13 protein-coding genes and 1 tRNA gene are annotated in these 18,499 nt (G+C 66.0%); 8 read left to right on the top strand and 6 right to left on the bottom strand.

Annotated elements, in window-relative coordinates; translation table 11 throughout:
- Nucleotides 1-67: 67 nt before the first annotated feature.
- The gene (locus OJI97_RS00580) at nucleotides 68-814 is read right to left on the bottom strand and encodes a TlyA family RNA methyltransferase (protein WP_297659800.1); all 747 of its coding nucleotides are present in this window, start codon (nucleotides 812-814) and stop codon (nucleotides 68-70) included.
- Nucleotides 814-2,850 carry a protein-disulfide reductase DsbD family protein gene (locus OJI97_RS00575; RefSeq protein WP_367184736.1) on the bottom strand — a complete coding sequence of 679 codons (2,037 nt, stop codon included), beginning with the start codon at nucleotides 2,848-2,850 and terminating at the stop codon, nucleotides 814-816. Before OJI97_RS00575 ends, OJI97_RS00580 begins: the two co-directional genes overlap by 1 nt.
- A 124-nt stretch (nucleotides 2,851-2,974) precedes the next feature.
- Between OJI97_RS00575 and OJI97_RS00570 the strand changes: the two genes are divergently transcribed.
- Both OJI97_RS00570 and proC read left to right on the top strand, forming a co-directional pair.
- Nucleotides 2,975-4,666 carry an alkaline phosphatase family protein gene (locus OJI97_RS00570; protein WP_297659798.1) on the top strand — a complete coding sequence of 564 codons (1,692 nt, stop codon included), beginning with the start codon at nucleotides 2,975-2,977 and terminating at the stop codon, nucleotides 4,664-4,666.
- Between the two features lie 20 nt (nucleotides 4,667-4,686).
- Nucleotides 4,687-5,517, top strand: a complete 831-nt coding sequence (gene proC, locus OJI97_RS00565) for a pyrroline-5-carboxylate reductase (RefSeq protein WP_297659796.1) — start codon at nucleotides 4,687-4,689, stop codon at nucleotides 5,515-5,517.
- Between the two features lie 188 nt (nucleotides 5,518-5,705).
- Here proC and OJI97_RS00560 read toward each other — a convergent pair whose 3' ends face one another.
- Nucleotides 5,706-6,215, bottom strand: coding sequence for a MarR family transcriptional regulator (locus OJI97_RS00560; RefSeq protein WP_297659794.1), 510 nt, complete (start codon nucleotides 6,213-6,215; stop codon nucleotides 5,706-5,708).
- 91 nt (nucleotides 6,216-6,306) lie between these two features.
- Here OJI97_RS00560 and OJI97_RS00555 point away from each other — a divergent pair, with 91 nt between their 5' ends.
- On the top strand, nucleotides 6,307-7,392 hold the full coding sequence (locus tag OJI97_RS00555) for a branched-chain amino acid aminotransferase (RefSeq protein WP_297659791.1): 1,086 nt from the start codon (nucleotides 6,307-6,309) through the stop codon (nucleotides 7,390-7,392).
- A gap of 55 nt (nucleotides 7,393-7,447) precedes the next feature.
- A tRNA-Gln gene (locus OJI97_RS00550) sits at nucleotides 7,448-7,522 on the top strand.
- Between the two features lie 341 nt (nucleotides 7,523-7,863).
- On the opposite strand, the gene OJI97_RS00545 is transcribed toward OJI97_RS00550, so the two are convergent.
- The 3 genes from OJI97_RS00545 to OJI97_RS00535 all read right to left on the bottom strand — a co-directional run bounded on the left by OJI97_RS00545 (nucleotide 7,864) and on the right by OJI97_RS00535 (nucleotide 11,380).
- A complete protein-coding gene (locus tag OJI97_RS00545; protein ID WP_297659788.1) occupies nucleotides 7,864-8,844 on the bottom strand; it encodes an alpha/beta hydrolase in 981 nt (326 codons plus the stop codon).
- A gap of 161 nt (nucleotides 8,845-9,005) precedes the next feature.
- Nucleotides 9,006-10,403, bottom strand: coding sequence for a glycoside hydrolase family 28 protein (locus OJI97_RS00540; RefSeq protein ID WP_297659785.1), 1,398 nt, complete (start codon nucleotides 10,401-10,403; stop codon nucleotides 9,006-9,008).
- Between the two features lie 80 nt (nucleotides 10,404-10,483).
- Nucleotides 10,484-11,380, bottom strand: coding sequence for a LysR family transcriptional regulator (locus tag OJI97_RS00535; protein ID WP_297659782.1), 897 nt, complete (start codon nucleotides 11,378-11,380; stop codon nucleotides 10,484-10,486).
- A 97-nt stretch (nucleotides 11,381-11,477) separates the two neighbouring features.
- On the opposite strand from OJI97_RS00535, the gene OJI97_RS00530 reads away from it, so the two are divergent.
- The 4 genes from OJI97_RS00530 to OJI97_RS00515 are packed head-to-tail and all read left to right on the top strand — an operon-like array spanning nucleotide 11,478 to nucleotide 18,367.
- Nucleotides 11,478-12,671: a mandelate racemase/muconate lactonizing enzyme family protein gene (locus tag OJI97_RS00530; protein WP_297659779.1), complete on the top strand. Its 1,194-nt coding sequence runs from the start codon at nucleotides 11,478-11,480 to the stop codon at nucleotides 12,669-12,671.
- A 55-nt stretch (nucleotides 12,672-12,726) separates the two neighbouring features.
- Nucleotides 12,727-13,998: a C4-dicarboxylate transporter DctA gene (gene dctA, locus OJI97_RS00525; protein ID WP_297659776.1), complete on the top strand. Its 1,272-nt coding sequence runs from the start codon at nucleotides 12,727-12,729 to the stop codon at nucleotides 13,996-13,998.
- Entirely contained in the window at nucleotides 13,995-15,542 is a 1,548-nt protein-coding gene (locus tag OJI97_RS00520; RefSeq protein ID WP_297659773.1) for a DUF885 domain-containing protein, read from the top strand. Before dctA ends, OJI97_RS00520 begins: the two co-directional genes overlap by 4 nt.
- Nucleotides 15,539-18,367, top strand: a complete 2,829-nt coding sequence (locus OJI97_RS00515) for a TonB-dependent receptor (RefSeq protein WP_297659770.1) — start codon at nucleotides 15,539-15,541, stop codon at nucleotides 18,365-18,367. The genes OJI97_RS00520 and OJI97_RS00515 overlap by 4 nt, the downstream gene beginning before the upstream one ends.
- Nucleotides 18,368-18,499 lie beyond the last annotated feature (132 nt).

Below are 18,499 nucleotides of genomic sequence, written 5' to 3'. Positions count from 1 at the left end.
ACCGTTGCTGAGCGGGACCCCGGATCAAGTCCGGGGTGACGAAGAAAGCAAAATCAAATCTTGCTTTTTAAACTGGATCACCCCGCTTCGTCGCAGCGATCAGAAATTCGACATTGCCCTCGGGCCCGGTGATCGGGCTTTCGACCAGATCGAGCACCGTCCAGCCTTCGCGCGTCAACCAATCGCGGACCTCGGCGCACACCCGCTGATGCACCGCGGCGTCGCGGACGACGCCTTTCTTGCCGACCTCGTGCCGCGCGGCCTCGAACTGTGGCTTGATCAGCGCGACCAGCCGTGCGCCGTCTCTGGCAAAGGATAGCGGCACCGGCAGCACCTTCGACAAGGCGATGAAGCTCGCGTCGCAGACGATCAGGTCGACGGGTTCGGGGATATGCTCCGCGGTCAGGATGCGCGCGCTCGTCTGCTCGTGGACGATGACGCGATTGTCCTGCCGCAGCTTCCACGCGAGCTGGTTGGTGCCCGAGTCCACCGCATAAACCCGCGCGGCGCCGCGGCTCAGCAGCACGTCGGTGAAGCCGCCGGTCGACGAGCCGACGTCGATCGCGACCGCGCCCGCCACGTCCCAGCCGAGATGCGTCAGCGCATGGTCGAGCTTGATCCCGCCGCGTGACACCCACGGATGATCGCGGCCCTTGACGCTGATGGCGGCATCGTCCGCGACCTGCTGCCCCGCCTTGTCGATCTTGCGGTCGCCGACGAAGGCCAGCCCGGCGAGGATCAGCGCCTGCGCGCGCGTCCGGCTTTCGGCCAGCCCGCGATCGACGAGCAACTGGTCGGCGCGCTGCTTGGCCATCAGCCGCCCGCCTTGCCGGTGAGCAGTCCCGGCGTCAGGATTTGCGGCAATATCTCCGCCTGCGCCGCGCCCGGCGCATACCAGAGGTAGAGCGGCACGCTGTTGCGGCCATGCTCGGCCAGCGTGCGAGTGATGACCGGATCGCCATTGGTCCAGTCGCCGACGAGCGTGACGACGCCTTTGGCTTTGAAGGCATCCCGCACCGCTTCGCGATTGATCGCGCCCGCTTCGTTCGCCTTGCACGACAGGCACCAGTCGGCGGTGAAATAGACGAAGACGGGCTTGCCCGATGCGCGGGCCTTGGCGAGCGCGGCGGGGGAGAAGGCGCTGGAGTTTTGTGCGGCTGCAACCGTATCGGGCTTTGCGAACCGGTCTGCGGCATTCGTGCCGATAAGATAGAAGAGCACAATATAGGGTATGATCGCCGTTCTTCGGGCGAATTCTCCCTTTCGCCACCCGCGGACCATCATCACGCAGATGAGAAGGAGGACGCCGACGTCCACCCATCCATGCACCGTGGGGCTGGTCTGCTGCCTGAACAGCCAATAGAGACCGAGGGCAGTCAGCCCCATAGGCCACGCCATCCATTTACGGAACTTCGCCATCCACGGTCCCGGCTTCGGCAGGCGGTTGCGCAGCGCCGGGACGAAGCCGATCGCGAGGAAGGGCAGGGCGAGGCCGAGCCCAAGCCCGCCGAAGATCGGCAAGGCCGCCCATGCCGGGAGCACGAGCGTCGCGCCGAGCGCCGCGCCGAGCAAAGGCCCGCTGCACGGAGTCGCGACGAAAGCGGCGAGCGCCCCGGTCCAGAAGCCGCCCGCTGCACCGCCTTGGCTCGCCAGCCTTTGCCCGCCGCCGAAGGAGGGCAGTTCATAATATCCCGCAAGGTTGAGGGTGATGGCGATGGCCAGCAGCATCAGCAGGAAGACGCTGATCGGATGCTGCAACTGAAACGCCCATCCGACTTGTTCGCCAGCCGCGCGCAGCGCGAGCAATGCGCCGCCGAGGAGCAGGGCGGTAACAACTGCGCCCGCTGTGTAGGCAACCGCCTCGACCTTCGCCGCGCCGGCGTCGCCGCCAGATCGTGCAAGGCTCAGCGCCTTGAGACTGAGGATCGGAAAGACGCAGGGCATCAGGTTGAGGATGAGGCCGCCCAGAATCGCGCCGCCAAGCGCGGTCCAGAACAGCCCCATGTCGATCCCGCCCGACGCGGTGACGATCGGCTTGCCCGCGAGGCGCACCGCGCCGGGCTCGAAACGGACGGTCAGTCCGCGTCCGTCGGACAGTTTGAGCAGGCCTTGCACCGGCCCCACGGCATCGCCCTTCGCCTTGGTTTCGACGATGATCCAGTCGCCGTTGCGGCTGAAGCTCTGCCCCGCGGGGTAATCGACGACATTCGGGGTTTCGAGGAACAGGTGCGGCGCGTCGAGCGCCGCGCCCGCGGGCAGCGGAACGCCGAACCGCACCGTGTCGCCCTTGCGCTCCCACGCCCCGGCACGGTCGAGCGGTTGCGGCAGGCGCGCGCGCCAGGCGTCGAAGCGCGCGCGCTGGGTGGCCGCGATCTTGCCGTCGCCCGCCTTCAGCGCGACCGAGATCACCGCCTTTTCGGGGACGCACACCTTGTCGGTGCAGGCGAGCCAGTTGGCGATGCCGGTCAGCGTCAGGTCGGTGCCCGGCGCGACGCCTTTGTCGACGCGGACGTCGGCGAGCAGCGCATAGGGATGTTCGTAGACATGATTCATCATGCCGAACAGGATCAGCGCCTCGGGCACCGGATAGCGGAAGGGGGTGACCGTCACCCCCTCGGGCGCATTCCATTCGACCTGCAGCCCGAACCCCGCGTCGCCGCCGTTCAGCCAATAGCCGTGCCAGCCCTTTTCGGGCGCCATCGTCAGCGCGATTGCGGTGGTTCCGCCGGGCGCGGGCGCGGCGGACTCGGCGACGAGCTTTGCCGCGATATGCGGCGCCTGCGCTCGCGCGGGGGCGATCGTCAGCATCGCGAACGCCAGCAGCGCCAGCGCGGCGCGCCAAAATGTCACAATCCTATGCCTGTGCAAATCCACTGTCCGCCCGCCGCCGTTCGTCTCGTCAAGGCTTGCCATATAGGCGGCTTTCGCCGAGAGGACAGCCCGCGCCGACGCCCCTTACCGGAGAAGCTGCCCCGTGACGTTCAAATATCTCGCCACCGCCCTTGCCGCCACCCTTGCGATCGCCGCCACGGGTGCCGTCGTTGCGCAGGATAGGGCGGCGCCCGCGCCCGTTGCCCCCGCAGCCAAGGTCACCGCGGCCACCCCCGCGCCGAAGCTGGTCATCGCCATTTCGGTCGATCAATTCTCGGCCGACCTCTTCGCCGAATATCGCAGCCATTTCACCGGCGGCCTCGCGCGGCTCGCCCAGGGCGTCGTCTTTCCCTCGGGCTATCAGGCGCATGGCGCGACCGAGACCTGCCCCGGCCATTCGACGATCCTGACCGGCAACCATCCCGCGCACACCGGCATCATCGCGAATAATTTCTTCGACCTGTCGGCCGCGCGCGCCGACAAGCGCCTCTATTGCGCCGAGGACGAGACCGTCCCCGACACCAGCTCGAAGAGCGGCAAATATGCGGCGTCGGTCAACCATCTGATGGTCGCGACGCTCGGCGACTGGATGAAGGCGGTCAATCCGAAGGCGCAGGTCGTCTCGGTCGCGGGCAAGGACCGCGCCGCGATCATGATGGGCGGTCGGAAGGCCGACGAGCTGATGTGGCTCTTTCCCGGCGGGCTGACCAGCTATCGCGGCACCACGCTGTCACCGGTCGCGCAGCAGGCGAGCACCGCGATCGCCGCCGCCATCGCCGCGCCGCGTCCGGGGCTGACGCTTCCCGCCGATTGTGCGTCGCACGACATCGCCATCCCCGTCGGCGACAAGGACGCCACCGTCGGCACCTGGCGCTTTCAGCGCGACGGCGGCGATTTCCGCCGCTTCATGGCGTCGCCCGAAGCCGACGGCGCCGTCCTCGCCGCGGGCGCCGCGCTCCGCGCCGCGCGCAAGATGGGCGAGGGCGATACCACCGACCTGTTGATCCTCGGCCTGTCGGCGACCGATTATGTCGGCCACGGCACCGGCACCGAGGGCAGCGAGATGTGTATTCAGATGCTCGCGCTCGACCGCCAGCTCGGCGATTTCTTCGCGCGGCTCGACGCGACGGGGATCGACTATATGGTGATGCTGACCGCCGATCACGGCGGCCACGACCTGCCCGAGCGCAACCGCCAGAACGCCTGGCCGGCCGCCGAGCGCGTCGAGAAATCGCTCGATCCCGATGCGATGGGCCAGGCGGTCGCCGAAAAGCTCGGCCTGCCGCAGCCCCTGCTCTACAGCGACGGCCCCTTCGGCGATATGTATCTGTCGAAGGCGCTGACCCCGGCGCAGCGCAAGGCGGCGATGACCGAACTGATCGCGCGCTTCAAGGCGCATCGCCAGGTCGAGACGGTGGTGACCGGCGAGGAACTGGCCGCGCGGCCGATCTCGAAACAGTCGCCCGACACCTGGAGCCTGCTCGACAAGCTCCGTGCCTCCTATAATCCGCAGCGGTCGGGCGATTTCATCGTCGTCCTGAAACCGCGCGTGACGCCGATCGCCGAATCGGGCATGGGCTATGTCGCGACGCACGGGTCGGTGTGGGATTATGACCGGCGGGTGCCGATGCTGTTCTGGCGCAAGGGGCTCACCGGATTCGAGCAACCGAATGCCGTGATGACGGTGGACATTCTCCCGACGCTGGCGGCGGTGATCGGGGTGCCGCTCGACGCGGACAAGATCGACGGCCGCTGCCTCGACCTCCTCTCGGGGCCCGAGAGCAGTTGCCGCTAGAGCGAAGAAGAAAAGGGACCATGAGCAAGACTTTGCGGAATTTCGGCGGCCGGCTGCTGCTGGTCGGGTGCGGGAATATGGCGGGCGCGATGCTGGACCGCTGGCTCGCGGCGGGGCTCGACCCGGCGTTGGTGGCGATCGTCGATCCCTTCGCGGCCCCGCGCGCGGGAATCGCGCATTTCGCGTCGCTGGCCGACTGGAAGGACGCAGGCACCGGCGCCGACTGGATCATGCTTGGCATGAAGCCGCAGCAGCTCGGCGAGGTCGCGGCCGACCTCGCGCCGATCGCGACGGGCGGCGTCCATCTGCTGTCGATCCTCGCCGGCGTGTCGCTTGCCGATCTCGCGGCGCGCTTCCCCGAGGCACGGGCGCAGGTGCGCATCCTGCCGAATCTCGCCGCGCGCATCGGCGCCGGGGTGTCGGCGGTCGCCAGCGCCGGGGATGCCGACGAGGCGGCCGTGACGGCGCTGCTGACGCCGCTCGGCACCGTAGTGCCGCTCGCCGACGACACGGCGATGGACCTTGTGACCGCCTTCACCGGCAGCGGCCCGGCCTTCGTCTTTCGCCTGATCGAATCCTATGCCGCGGCGGGCGAACGCCTCGGCCTCTCGGCCGACGACGCGCTGAAGCTCGCGATGGCGACCTTCGGCGGATCGACCGCGCTGCTCGAGGGCAGCGGCGAAAAGCCCGGCACCCTGATCGCGCAGGTCGCGAGCAAGGGCGGGACGACGCAGGCGGGGCTCGATGTGCTCGACGAGGACGGCCAGCTCGCGGCGCTGTTCACCAACGTCCTGCGCGCGGCGCGCGACCGCGGCCGCGAGCTTGCGGACATTGCGCGCGGCGAGGGGTAGGCTGGAGCAAATCGCCTGAGATCAACTCCCCGCTTCCCCGAGCGAAGCCGAGGGGCTTGTTCGAGCGGAGCGAGAACCGCACCGCAGCAGCCTCGACTTCGCTCGGCAGGGCCCCTCGGCTTCGCTCGGGGAAGCGGTTTATAGGTTTGATGCTCTGGGCCCGTCGCGCCGCCTTCGCGGGGTGACGCCTACGCTTCGCTCCCCAGCTTCGCCACCCGCTCGCGCTCGCGCGGGGGCATCAGCGCTTCGCTGACCTGCCAGAAGCCGGTCACGGCCTGCTGTCCGGCATGGGTATAGGCGCGGCTCATCGCGTCGCGAAGCTGCTGGAAGATCGCGGCCTCGACCGTCCGTCCGGCCGGCGTAAGGCGCAGCTCCTTCTGCCGCCGGTCGCGGCCGCCGGGGCGCGTGGTCAGATAGTCGCGCGCCTCGAGCTCCTTGATCACCCGCCCAAGCGACTGCTTGGTGATGCCGAGCAGCGCGAGCAGGTCCGAAATCGTGAGCCCCGGCGCGCGCGCGATGAAATAGAGCGCGCGGTAATGCGCGCGCCCGAGCGCATGTTCGGCGAGCCGCGCATCGATCGCGCGCCACAGCGCGCCATGGCCGAAAAACAGATATTCGATGCCGCGGCGCACTTCCGCCTCGCGCAAGAAAAGGGCAGAGGCGGCGGGAACTTGTGAAAGAAAATTTTCGTCCTGCATGGTCACTACCGTTGCGCTCCGCGCCTGCCTTTGGCAAGAGGCGCGCATCTTCGATCCCCGAGTCACATCCCGAATAACAAGGGTTTCCGTCATGCTTGCTCCCGCCTTCGCCCGCCTTCCGCACCCCGATCCGACGGCGGACGACGTACGCGCGGCGGCGATCGCCGATCCGCAGTTCGGGCGCGTCTTCACCGACCATATGGTGTCGATCCGCTACAAGGAGGGATTGGGCTGGCACGACGCGAAGGTGATGCCGCGCGGGCCGCTGTCGCTCGATCCCGCGACCGCGGTGCTCCATTATGCGCAGGAAATCTTCGAGGGGCTGAAGGCCTATCGCCTCGACGACGGTTCGATGGCGCTGTTCCGCGTCGAGGCCAACGCCGCGCGCTTCAACGCCAGCGCGCGCCGCATGGCGATGGCCGAACTGCCCGAGGAACTGTTCATCGCCGCGGTCAGGGAAGCCGTCGCCGCCGATGCCGACTGGTTCCCGCCGGTCGCGGGCGGCGCGCTCTACCTTCGTCCCTTCATGTATGCGAGCGAGGTGTTCCTGGGCGTCAAGCCGGCCTCCGAATATCATTTCCTCGTCATCGTCTCGCCCGTCGGCAATTATTTCAAGTCGGGCGCGCCCGCGGTGTCGCTGTGGGTATCGGAGGATTATACCCGCGCCGCGCCGGGCGGCACCGGCGCCGCCAAATGCGGCGGCAACTATGCCGCGAGCCTGATCGCGCAGAGCGAGGCGATCGCCAAGGGGCACGACCAGGTCGTCTTCCTCGACGCCGCCGAGCATCGCTGGATCGAGGAACTGGGCGGCATGAACATGTTCTTCGTCATGGACGACGGCAGCATCGTCACACCGCCGCTGACCGGCACGATCCTGCCCGGCATCACCCGCGACGCGCTGATCACGCTGGCGAAGGACGCCGGGCTGACGGTGCGCGAGGAACGCTATGCGATCGACCAGTGGCAGGCCGACGCGGAGAGCGGCCGCCTGACCGAAAGCTTCGCCTGCGGCACCGCCGCGGTGGTGACCCCGGTCGGCAAGGTGACGCGCGGCGAGAGCAGCTTCACGATCGGCGCGGGTGGCCCCGGCCAGGTCACGACCATGCTCAAGGACCGGCTGGTCGGCATCCAGCGCGGCCTGGCGGCCGACCCCCACGGCTGGGTCACGCGGCTTTAACCGCTTCCTTGCAATCGCCGACGCCGCGCTATAGAGCGCGCGTCGCACCGGCCGTTGGGGCGTCGCCAAGCGGTAAGGCAGCGGCTTTTGATGCCGCCATTCGCAGGTTCGAATCCTGCCGCCCCAGCCAGCCGGTCCTGCTGCGCCTCGTGACGTCTCAGAGCATCCCGCGCTCTTTAACCCAAAAGCCCTCAGAAAACCCTGCTCAGACGGTTCCAGATCGTCCCGCGACGTCCCATTCCAACTTCTTGCGATTGCTCCAGCATCGCTCATTTGTTGGTATCGGTGTTGGTACGCTGGCGAAATTTTCACCGGTACCAGACCCTCGCCGTTGCCAGACCCGGCGTCGCTACGCCGACGCATGGCGGCCAACGCCTGCCAAATAGCGGTCGATTGCGGCCATCCCGTTTGCGGGCTCGACAGGCTGTTCCTGCGCTTGTGTTCTGCAAGCTGGGTCCCAGCCGAAAAAGCTCATCCGATCCGTCGGAGGAGCCATGCTTCATAAAAGCTGGCGATCTCGAGGTTATTCTTTTCCAGCATTTGCATATGGCCGTTGCCGCGAATTCCATGCTCGGGAAGATAGGCATAGTCGTTGGGAACGCCGGCTTGGGTGAGAAAGGCCGACGTACAATAATCCTGTCCCGCGTGGTAGGACGCTTCCCCCGTCGCAATCAGGATCGGCGTTTGCGCGAGTGCGGGAAGGCGATAGCGCACTTTTCGCTGCAGCCAGCAGGAAACGCCCCGGGCTCGCGATTTCGGGACGGGCACCAGATCGAGCTTTCCCGCGTCGTCAAGCGCGGGCGCGAAGCGCAGGCAGTTGATCGTTATGCCGCATGTGGTCGCGGGCCGCTTGCCGCTGCGGTTGGCGTTCCCCGTCGGTTCGACCGCGATGATAGCCTTGACCATGCCGGGGTTCGCCTCGGCGATCATCCAGCCCAAAGGACCGGCCTGCGAATGGGTGATGATTACCGCCGGACCAATTTTGGCGAGCAGTTCGCTGGTTGCCTTCAGCGTCAGTGCATATTGCAGGCTCACATCGGGCATGTTCGGGACTTCCGACGCGAAAAATTGTTCATAAATCGGATCGGCGGGGAGGCCGGTGCCCGGCCATTGCGTGTGCAACCGCGCCTCGGGCCAGGGCAGGGGCGTCATCTTCTCGCTAGCGGTGAAACGCTCTGCGATCTGCTTTCGGCTTGGGTCATGCTCCTGCGGGCCATAGGAGGAAGGGAAATAGCCGGAGCGGCCCTTGCCCGGCTGATCGACGACATAGACGGGCCAGCCGCGCGCGAGGAACCATGTCGCCCAGCCGGGGCGGCCGTCGGGCGTTCCCAGGAAGCTGGCGCCGGTCAGGCGGCTGCCGTGGATGAAGAGGATCGGATAGTGGCGCGGCGGAACCTTGGCCGGGATCTGGTAGAAGACGTGCATCTGGCCGGCGACCGAATCTCCGGTCACGCTTCCGCCTGGATAAAGGACGCCTTGCCGGGCGATCTCCACCGTCTCCGGCCGCGCGGTGCCGGGCAGGAGGAGGCATGCTGCCGCGGCGAGCAGGGCGCCGCATAGGCGCGAATGGCCAGCGGCAGCGGCGAGCTTCTTCCGGTTTGGCGCGATCCGTTTCATGGCTGCTGCAACCGGCCATTGCGCTGGACGATCATCGGGGGGCCTGCCGTCACGGCGAACATCCCGGGCGTGCCCTCGACCGTTGCATGGCGGAGCAGGAAGCCCTTGTCCGCCTCCACTTTTACATTGCGCAGCACCAACCGGTCGATCGGACTTTCCGGCAGGCCGGTGGCGATTCCGGCCCATTCGGCCCCCGTTGCGGCGAGCCCGTCGACGGTCACGCCCGTGATCCGCGGCGTCTTGTCGTGAACGAAAGCGCGGGCCGGGTCGTCCTCACCGGGCCAGATCTGGTTGCCGAGGATGAAGCCGGTCGGTTCCACCTGCCGCTCCGCTTCACGGCGGTCCATGGGACGGTAGGCGTAATATCCGCTGAACACGAGCGGGACATCAACGTCGGTCATCCGGTTGTTGCGGAAGGTGATATCCGAAATCTCGCCTCCGCGCTCGCGCGCGGTCTTGATGCGGAAGCCGTACATCGATCCGACGAATTCATTGTTCTCGACCAGAACCCGCGTCACGCCGCCATTCGTCTGACTGCCGATGCAGATACCACGGCTTGCATGGATCATATTGCCGCGGACGGTGATGTCGGCACTGATCGCATCAGGGTGGCGCGGGTCAGGGTTGCCCGACTTGATCGCCACCGCATCGTCGCCGACGCTGATGAAATTGTCGGTGATCAAAATGCGGCGGCTGCGCGTCGGATCGATCGCGTCGGTGTTCGGCCCGTGCGTCGGTGCGGTGATCCGCGCGCGCTCCACCGTCACATATTCGGAATCGGCGATGACCAGATGGAAGGACGGCGAATTGGCGAAGGTTACGCCCCGCAGCGCGACGTTGCGGCTGTTCGACACCCTGACCAGGCGCGGCCGGCGGTCAGGGAACTTCTGGCGGGCTTGACCATCGGTCGCGAAACGCGGGTCCGAGCGCCAGAGCGCGCGCATTCTTTCCCACCAGACGGCGCCCTGGCCGTCGATCAGGCCTTCGCCGGCGACCTCGACATTCTCGGCATCGGCGATGTTGATGAGGCCGATCCGCTCGCCATCGGCGTTCGGTTCCCCGAACAGGGCAGGATCGGTGCCGCCCAGCACTTCGGCGCCCTTGGCGATGTTCAGCCGGATATTGCTCTTGAGATAGATGGGGCCGATCATCCATTCGCCCTTGGGCACCTCGACCGTGCCGCCGCCCGCCGCCGCGCAGCGATCGATCGCCGCCTGAAAGGCCCTCGTGTCATAATGAGTGAGCTGCGCCCAGATGCGCGACCCTTCGGCGCCCTCGTCGAGGATCGAACAGGTCCGGTCGGGGATGCTGGTTGTCGCCTGACTGTGCGCGGGGGCGGACAGCAGCGCCAGCGGCGGCAGGAGGGCGGCGGCAAGCAGGCGGTGCGATGGCATGGAGGGGTCCTTTTTACAGCTTGTCCCGCCGCACGCTATCGGCCTTTCAGGCGCCGTTCCAATGCCGTTCGCATGTCCAGCTATGCAGGGATTGCATTGACCTCCGCCCAGAAATTCTCGGCGGCCGGGCTTTGCCGCGCGGTGGGGCGGAACAGGACGATATCCATATCGATCTCCCAGGCCGATCCGCCGGCCGAGGCCAGGCGTCCTGCGGCGATGTCCTGTGCCGCGACGCTGCGTGGCAGCCAGGCGATACCGCGTCCGTCGCACGCCATGCCGAGCAGGCTCGCCGCGAGATGCGCCGAAAAGACAGGCTTCAACCCCGGCGCGCGTTCGTCGAACCGGTGTGCGGCGACGATCCGGCCGAGGCCGGATTCGCCGGTATAGGCGAGGAGCGGGACATCGCCCGCTTCGTCGAGCGACCAGCGCGGGCGGCCGTCGTCGCCGGGCGCCACCAGCGGCATGAGCACATCCTTCCCGACGATGGCCGAGCGGAACTGGCGCGGTTCGAAGCGGTTCGGCGCGAGCGGGTGCTGGTGGCACAGCAGGAACTGCGCCTGCCCCTGGAACATCAGTTCCTCGCACGCCTGCATACTGTCGGACAGCAGACGCACCGGACCGAAGCTGCCGTGCGATTCGACCGAGCGGATCCAATAGGGAAAGAAGGTGAAGGACAGGACGTGGGTCGCCGCAAAGCGCAGCGTCGCCGTCTCGCGCCCCCCGGCCTCCCGCGCGTCGCGTCGCAATTGCAGCAATCGCCGCACGAGATCGGGGGCGCCGAGCATGAATTGTTCGCCGGCGGAGGTCAGGGTCGTGCGCGGCGGCGTGCGAGCAAAGAGCGGGGCACCGACCCACTCCTCTAGTGCCTTTATGCGCCGGCTGAATGCGGGTTGGGTGATATGGCGTGCCTCCGCAGCACGCGAAAAACTCCCCGTTTCGGCGAGCTCCAGGAAATCTTCAAGCCATGTCAGTTCCATGGCTCCTATGCATAATGCGCATAAGGAAAAAGGACAATGGCATTGGATGACAGGCGCGGCCGGGCCTAGCCTTGCCGCATATCGAACGGAGAAAATTGTGCGGATCACCGAAATCAGAGAGAAGACGGTTTCGATCGCCTCACCGATCGCCAACGCCTATATCGACTTCTCGAAAATGACCTGCTCGGTCGTGGCCGTCGTCACCGACGTGATCCGCGATGGCCGTCCGGTGATCGGCTACGGCTTCAATTCCAACGGTCGCTATGGCCAGGGCGCCTTGATGCGCGAACGCTTCTTGCCGCGCCTTGCCGAAGCGGCGCCCGAGCGGCTGATCGACGCAGAGAATGACAATCTCGACCCCTTCGCCATCTGGTCCGCCCTGATGGCGAACGAAAAGCCCGGCGGCCATGGCGAACGGTCGGTGGCCATCGGGACGATCGACATGGCGGTGTGGGACGCGGTGGCCAAGATCGCGGAGCAGCCGCTCTACCGGCTCCTCTCCGAACGCTATGGCGATGGGCAGCCCGATGATCGTGTCTGGGTCTATGCCGCGGGTGGTTATTATTATCCGGGCAAGGGTCACAAGCAGCTTCAGGACGAGTTCCGATCCTATCGCGACCGCGGCTATCGCGTCTGCAAGATGAAAGTGGGCGCCGTGCCGCTCGAAGAGGACATCGCCCGCATCGAGGCCGCGCTCGAGGTGGTGGGCGAAGGGCGCTATCTGGCTATCGACGTGAACGGACGCTTCGACATCGACACCGCGATCCGGTTCGGCGAGGCGATCAAGCCCTATGATCTCTTCTGGTATGAAGAGGTCGGCGATCCGCTGGACTTCGCGTTGCAGGCCGAGCTCAGCCGGCATTACGACCGGCCGATGGCCACCGGGGAAAACCTCTTTTCGCACCAGGATGCGCGCAATCTGCTTCGCCACGGCGGAATGCGCCCGGACCGCGACTGGCTGCAATTCGACTGCGCCCTGTCCTATGGCCTCGTCGAATATCTGCGGACGCTGGAGGTGTTGCGGAACGAGGGCTGGTCGTCGCGCCGCGTCGTTCCGCACGGCGGGCACCAGATGTCGCTGAACATTGCCGCCGGCCTGCATCTGGGGGGAAACGAGTCCTATCCCGACGTGTTCCAGCCGTTCGGCGGCTTTGCCGATGGCGTCCGGGTCGAAGACGGCTATGTCGGCCTGCCCGATATTCCGGGGGTCGGTTTCGAGGCGAAATCCGAACTATATGCCCTGATGCGCACGCTGACCGAGGACATCGTGCCGGACAAGATTTTGCTGTGACATGAGGAGCGGCCACCTGATCAGCAGTTTCGGGGGTTCGCGGACGGGAGAGCGAATGGGGGTTGTGCGGCGGTTATCGGGCCAGCTTTATGTCCAGGTCCTGATGGGGATGCTGATCGGCATCGCCATCGGCTTTCTGTGGCCGGAAGCCGGAGCGCAGCTCAAGCCGATCGCCGATGGCTTCATCAAGCTGATCAAGATGCTGCTTGCGCCGATCATCTTCGGCACGGTGGTCGTCGGCATCGCGCAGATGGGCGACCTGAAGGACGTCGGACGGCTGGGTTTCAAGGCGCTCGTCTATTTCGAGATATTGTCGACGATCGCGTTGGTGATCGGGCTGGCGGTCGCGAACCTGATGCAGCCCGGCGCGGGGATGAACATCGATGCCGCCGCGCTCGATGCGAGCGCGATCGACAGCTATCGCGCGACCGCCGCAACCGGGGGCGGCATCGCGAGCTTTCTGCTCGGCATCATTCCCGATTCCTTTCTTGGCGCCTTCGTCATGGGTTCGATGCTGCAGGTGATCCTTCTGTCGCTGCTGGTCGGGCTGGCGCTGAGCGGCATGGGCGAGACGGCGCGGCCGGTGGTCGACCTGATCGAGCTGTTCAACAAGGCGCTGTTTCGCGTGGTAGGCATGATCATGCGGCTGGCTCCGCTCGGCGCGGGCGCGGGCATGGCCTTCACGATCGGCAAATATGGCCTCGACACACTCTGGTCGCTCGGCCATCTGCTCCTCGCGCTTTATATCACGACCTTCTTTTTCATCGCCGTGGTGCTGGGCATGGTGATGCGCTTCGTCGGCCTCTCATTCGTCGCCTTTCTGCGATATATTCGCGATGAGATATTGATCGTGCTTGGCACCTGTTCGACCGAGGCGGTGCTGCCGCAGCTCATGCGGAAACTCGAACATATGGGCTGCGCCCGCCCGGTCGTCGGTATGGTGCTGCCGGCAGGCTACACCTTCAACACCGACGGCACCTGCATCTATCTGACCATGGCGACGATCTTCATCGCGCAGGCGACGAACACCCCGCTTGGCCTGATGGACCAGATCGTGATCCTGGCCGTGCTGATGCTGACGTCGAAAGGATCGGCGGGCGTTGCCGGCGCCGGCTTCGTCACGCTGGCCGCGACGCTTTCGACCATCCCCGCGATTCCAGTCGCCGGGCTCGTCCTGTTGTTGGGGATCGATCGTTTTCTCAACGAGGCGCGAGCCGTGACCAATCTGATCGGCAACAGCGTCGCCACGCTGGCCATCGCGCGCTGGGATGGCGCGCTCGACAAGCCGCGCGCCGAGGCCGTGCTTCGCGGCGAGGTGGCGACATGACGCGGCGCGAGTTCCTGGCCATCGCAGCGACATCGGTAAGCGTGCTGGACACCTGGCCGGCGTTCGCGGCCGAGGATGCGGATCTGTCGCTGCACATGTTGCTCGATGGTTTTTCCGAAGGGAGAGCGCTGGATGCCCGAATCCAGGCGCTCGAGGCTTTCCCGACGGCCGGCCTTTCGCCGGTCGCGCGGCTCGATCGCGATGTCGTTCTGCGTGGCCTCCGGTCCGACGCCGTGTTGGCCGACATGCTGCCCTTCCGGCGCGATGCCGATAGCCCTTATGTCGTATCGCCTTTTGCCGGCGCCTGGCGCGCGGTCGATGCATCGGGTTCGGATCCGGCGCTCGCCGACCGGATCGCGGCCGAGACCGATGCGATCGATGCCGCGGCGGCCAGGGGAATCCTATTGCCCCGTGCGCTGCTCGAACGGACAATCGCTTCGATCCAGCGTGCGGCGGGCAAGGCTTCGCCGCTGGTCGCCAATGCGCTATGGCGGCAATGCGCGCGTCTGGTTGCGAGCCGGCCACAGGCCAGTGACACACCGGGTCTTTGGCGGATGCCGAACGGCGCGCAGCTATATGCGGCGATGCTGCACCGCCAGTTCGGGGGCGATGTTTCGGCGGCCGAAGCCCATGCGCGACTGTCGGACGAGGTTCGCCGCATCAGCGGACGGATGAATGCCATGCTGCGCAAGCAAGGGCTGACGCGCGGCTCGATTGGCGAGCGGATGCGCCTGTTCGCTCGCCAGCCCCAATGGCTTTACAGCGACGATGACGCCGGTCGCGATCGGGCGGTGGCCGACATGAACCAGTGCCTCGACAGAGTGCGCCCGCATCTTCCCCTCCTGTTCAAGGTGGTTCCAGGGGAGGCTGGCCGGTTGCGCGTGCGGCGCATGACGGCGGCCGAGGAAGCCGCCGGCCGCTCCGGCTATCGCGCCATGCCCGGGGACGGGCGAGACGGCGCCTATGTCGTCGACCTGCGGGAAATCCGCCGCCGTCCGGCATGGAGCCTGCCGGGAGTAGTCCACCATGAACTGTTGCCCGGGCATATGATGCAACTCCTCGGGACCAAGGCCTCCGGCGCACACCCGCTGCGCGCCCGCTACGCGCCCGCCATGGCTGAAGGCTGGGCGATTTATGGCGAGGAACTCGCGGCGGGGGCCGGCGCCTTCGAGGGCGACGACGCGGCCTTGATCGGACATCTTCACTGGCTGATGTTCCGCCTTTGCAGAGGCATGATTGACACCGGTATCCATCATGGCCGGTGGTCGACACCCGAGGCCCGGCGCACGCTGGATCTGATGCAGGGCGAACCCGCTTATTTCGCCGGCTTCGACAGGGACATCGACCAGGCCATCGTCAATCCGGGAGTCCGGGCGGCCGAAGCGTTGAGCTGGCTCGAATTAGCCGAACTGGAGCGCGATTTTGCGCGCGGGGGCGACGTCCGTGATTTTCGCACGGCGGCGCTCGACCTTGGGGTCATGCCTTTGCCGCTGCTGGCGGAACGAACGATCGATCGAGATGAAAGAAGAAAGGGAGAGCAATGAAACTGAATCGATATGAAGGGGTGAGGGGCGCTTCGCTGATGATCCTGGCTGCGGCCCTGATCGCGCCCGGCGCAGCCTGGGCTCAGGATGCCATCGACCCGTCGGCACCGGTCGATGCCGCGTCCGAGGGAGAGATCGTCGTCACCGGCTTTCGTGGCAGTCTGGCCAAGGCGCTTGAGGAGAAGCGCCGGGAAGCGGCGGCGGTCGATTCGATCCTCGCCGAAGATATCGGCAAGTTCCCGGACCTGAATCTGTCCGAATCGATCCAGCGCATCCCCGGCGTCGCCATCACGCGCGACGGCGGCGAAGGCCGGCAGATTTCGGTGCGTGGGCTCGGCCCGCAGTTCACCCGCGTGCGTATCAACGGCATGGAGGCGATGAGCAGCGCGGGCGGTGCGGACGCGAGCGGCGGCACCAATCGCGGTCGCGGTTTCGACTTCAACGTATTCGCATCGGACCTGTTCAACGAGATCAGCGTGCGCAAGAGCGCGGAAGCGGCGACCGAGGAAGGGTCGCTGGGGGCAACGGTCGATCTGCGCACCGCTCGTCCCTTCGACTATAACGGCTTCACGCTGGTTGCCTCGGCGCAGGGGAGCTATAATACGCTGGCCGAGAAGGCCTCGCCGCGCGGCGCGTTCCTGATTTCCGATACCTTTGCCGACGGACGCATCGGTGTGCTGCTCTCGGCCGCTTATGGGCGCCGCAAGACGGTGGAGGAGGGCTATTCGACCGTTCGCTGGGCAAAGGGCTCGTCCTTCGCTCCGGGCTTCGAAAGCGTATTGGGGCAGGACTGCGCAACCAATCCCGGCGCCTGCGCGGAGGCCAATGACGCTCTGCACCCGCGGTTCCCCCGTTACGACCTTTACACCAACGACGTCGAGCGTATCGGCGCGACCGCTTCGATCCAGTTCCGGCCCACCGATCGGACCCTGATCAGCATCGACGGCCTTTATGCCGACTTCAAGGTCAAGCGCGGTGAAGCCTATCTGGAGGCGCCTTCGCTCAGCGCGGCCGGCGCCTGCACGGCGGCAACGCGCCCGACCACCTGCGGGATCGCGGACACCGACATATTGGCGATGGACATCCAGAATGGCGTGATGGTTTCGGGGACGTTCAACGACATAGATCTGCGGGTCGAAAATCGCCGCGATCGTTCCAAGACCAAGTTCCGGCAGCTTTCGCTCGACCTCGAGCAGGAGATCGGCGACAGCCTGACCTTCACGGGGCTGGTCGGCTATTCGAAATCGGATTTCAACAATCCGATCCAGAACACCGTTATCTTCGATTCCTACAACACCGACGGCTACAGCTACGACTATAGCGACCCCCGGCACCCCGTCTTCGGTTTCGGCACCGCGAACATCGATAACCCCGATGCCTGGAAACTGGCCCAGCTTCGGCTGCGCGCCGCGAGAGCGGAGAACAGTTTCAAGACCGTCCAGGCCAATCTGAAGTGGCAGGTGGCCGAGGGCTTCGACATCACCGCCGGCCTCGCCTACAAGAAATATAATTTCGATACCGAAGAACTGCGCCGATCGAACGGCACGACGTCGAACCGCGAAGCGACAATCCCCGCGGAAGTCGCGGCCATTCCGCTGTCGGAATATACCCGGCTCATTTCCTTCGCCGGAACGAGCTGGATCATCCCCGACTATGACACGGCGGCGCAGGTGCTCAGTCTCGAGGATCCCAATGCTTATAATGGTGCTTTCAAGCTCGGGCCCGAGCCGGCGCTGGGTTCGAAGAGCAGCGTCGGGGAACGCGACAAGAGCGCTTATTTCCAGGCGAACTTCAGCACCGAGATTGGCGGCGTGACGGTGCGCGGCAACGCGGGCGTCCGCTACGTCCGCACCGGGCAAACCGCCACCGGTTTCGTCTTCACCAGCGGCACGGCGCAGGAAATCGTCGTCAAGCGCAGCTATGACGACTGGTTGCCGGCCGCGAACATCGTCATCGAACCTGCGCAGAACCTGCTGGTCCGGCTTGCCGCGGCGCGTGTGATGGCGCGCCCGGACCTTGGCAGCTTGCCGCCGGGGGCTTCGCTCTCGGTATCGGGGTCGGGGCGTTCGGTCAGCGTCGGTAATCCCAATCTCGACCCCTATCGCGCCGATACCTATGATGCGGCGATCGAATGGTATTTCCAGCCCGGCGCCTTGCTGTCGCTGGCGGTGTTCCAGAAGAATATCGACAGTTTCGTTCAGACCGTGTCGACACCGGGAAGCGTCTTTTCGGACAATCCGTTCGGTCTTCCCGACAGCGTCGCCGTCGCGGCGTGCGGTTCGACGCCCAACTGCGCGCCCAACCTCAACAACTGGACGTTCAGCGCTCCGGCCAACTCGCCCGGCGGCCGCCTGCGCGGCTTCGAGGTCAATTATCAGCAGCCGCTCAAATTCCTGCCGGGGCCGCTCGGCAATACCGGCATATTGCTGAACTACACCCAGGTCAGTTCGCGGATCAAATATCTGGCCGGGGACGGGTCGATCGCAGCGATCAACGATCTCACCGGACTGTCGAAGCGGTCGGCGAATGCGACCTTCTATTATGAGGACAAGGTCATCAGCGCGCGCATTTCCGGCGCGTATCGGAGCAAATATCTGACCCGCGTGCCGGGCGGCGAAAAGGGAACCGACGTTGACGGAACGAACAGCACCTTCAACCTCGACGCGTCGATCCAGTTTACGCTGAACGATCATTTCAAACTTTCGCTGGAAGCGGTGAACCTGACCGACGAATATCAGGATCAGTTCAACGATTCCCGCGATCTGCTCTCGGTCTATCGACATACCGGCCGCGAATTCATCGCCGGTATCCGCTACACCTTCTGATCGAAGCGGCGTGGGGGGGGGGCGGGCCGGGGGGCCCCCCCCCCCCCCCCACCACCCCCACGCACCCCAAAAAGAGAACAAGCTACCACGCGACCCCGCACCCCCAGATCGACACCCGCCACGGACGCGCCC

Source organism: Sphingopyxis sp., assembly GCF_025869345.1.
Classification (GTDB): domain Bacteria; phylum Pseudomonadota; class Alphaproteobacteria; order Sphingomonadales; family Sphingomonadaceae; genus Sphingopyxis.
Note: the sequence above shows the minus strand (reverse complement) of the source record. Positions and strands in the feature narration are given on the sequence as shown.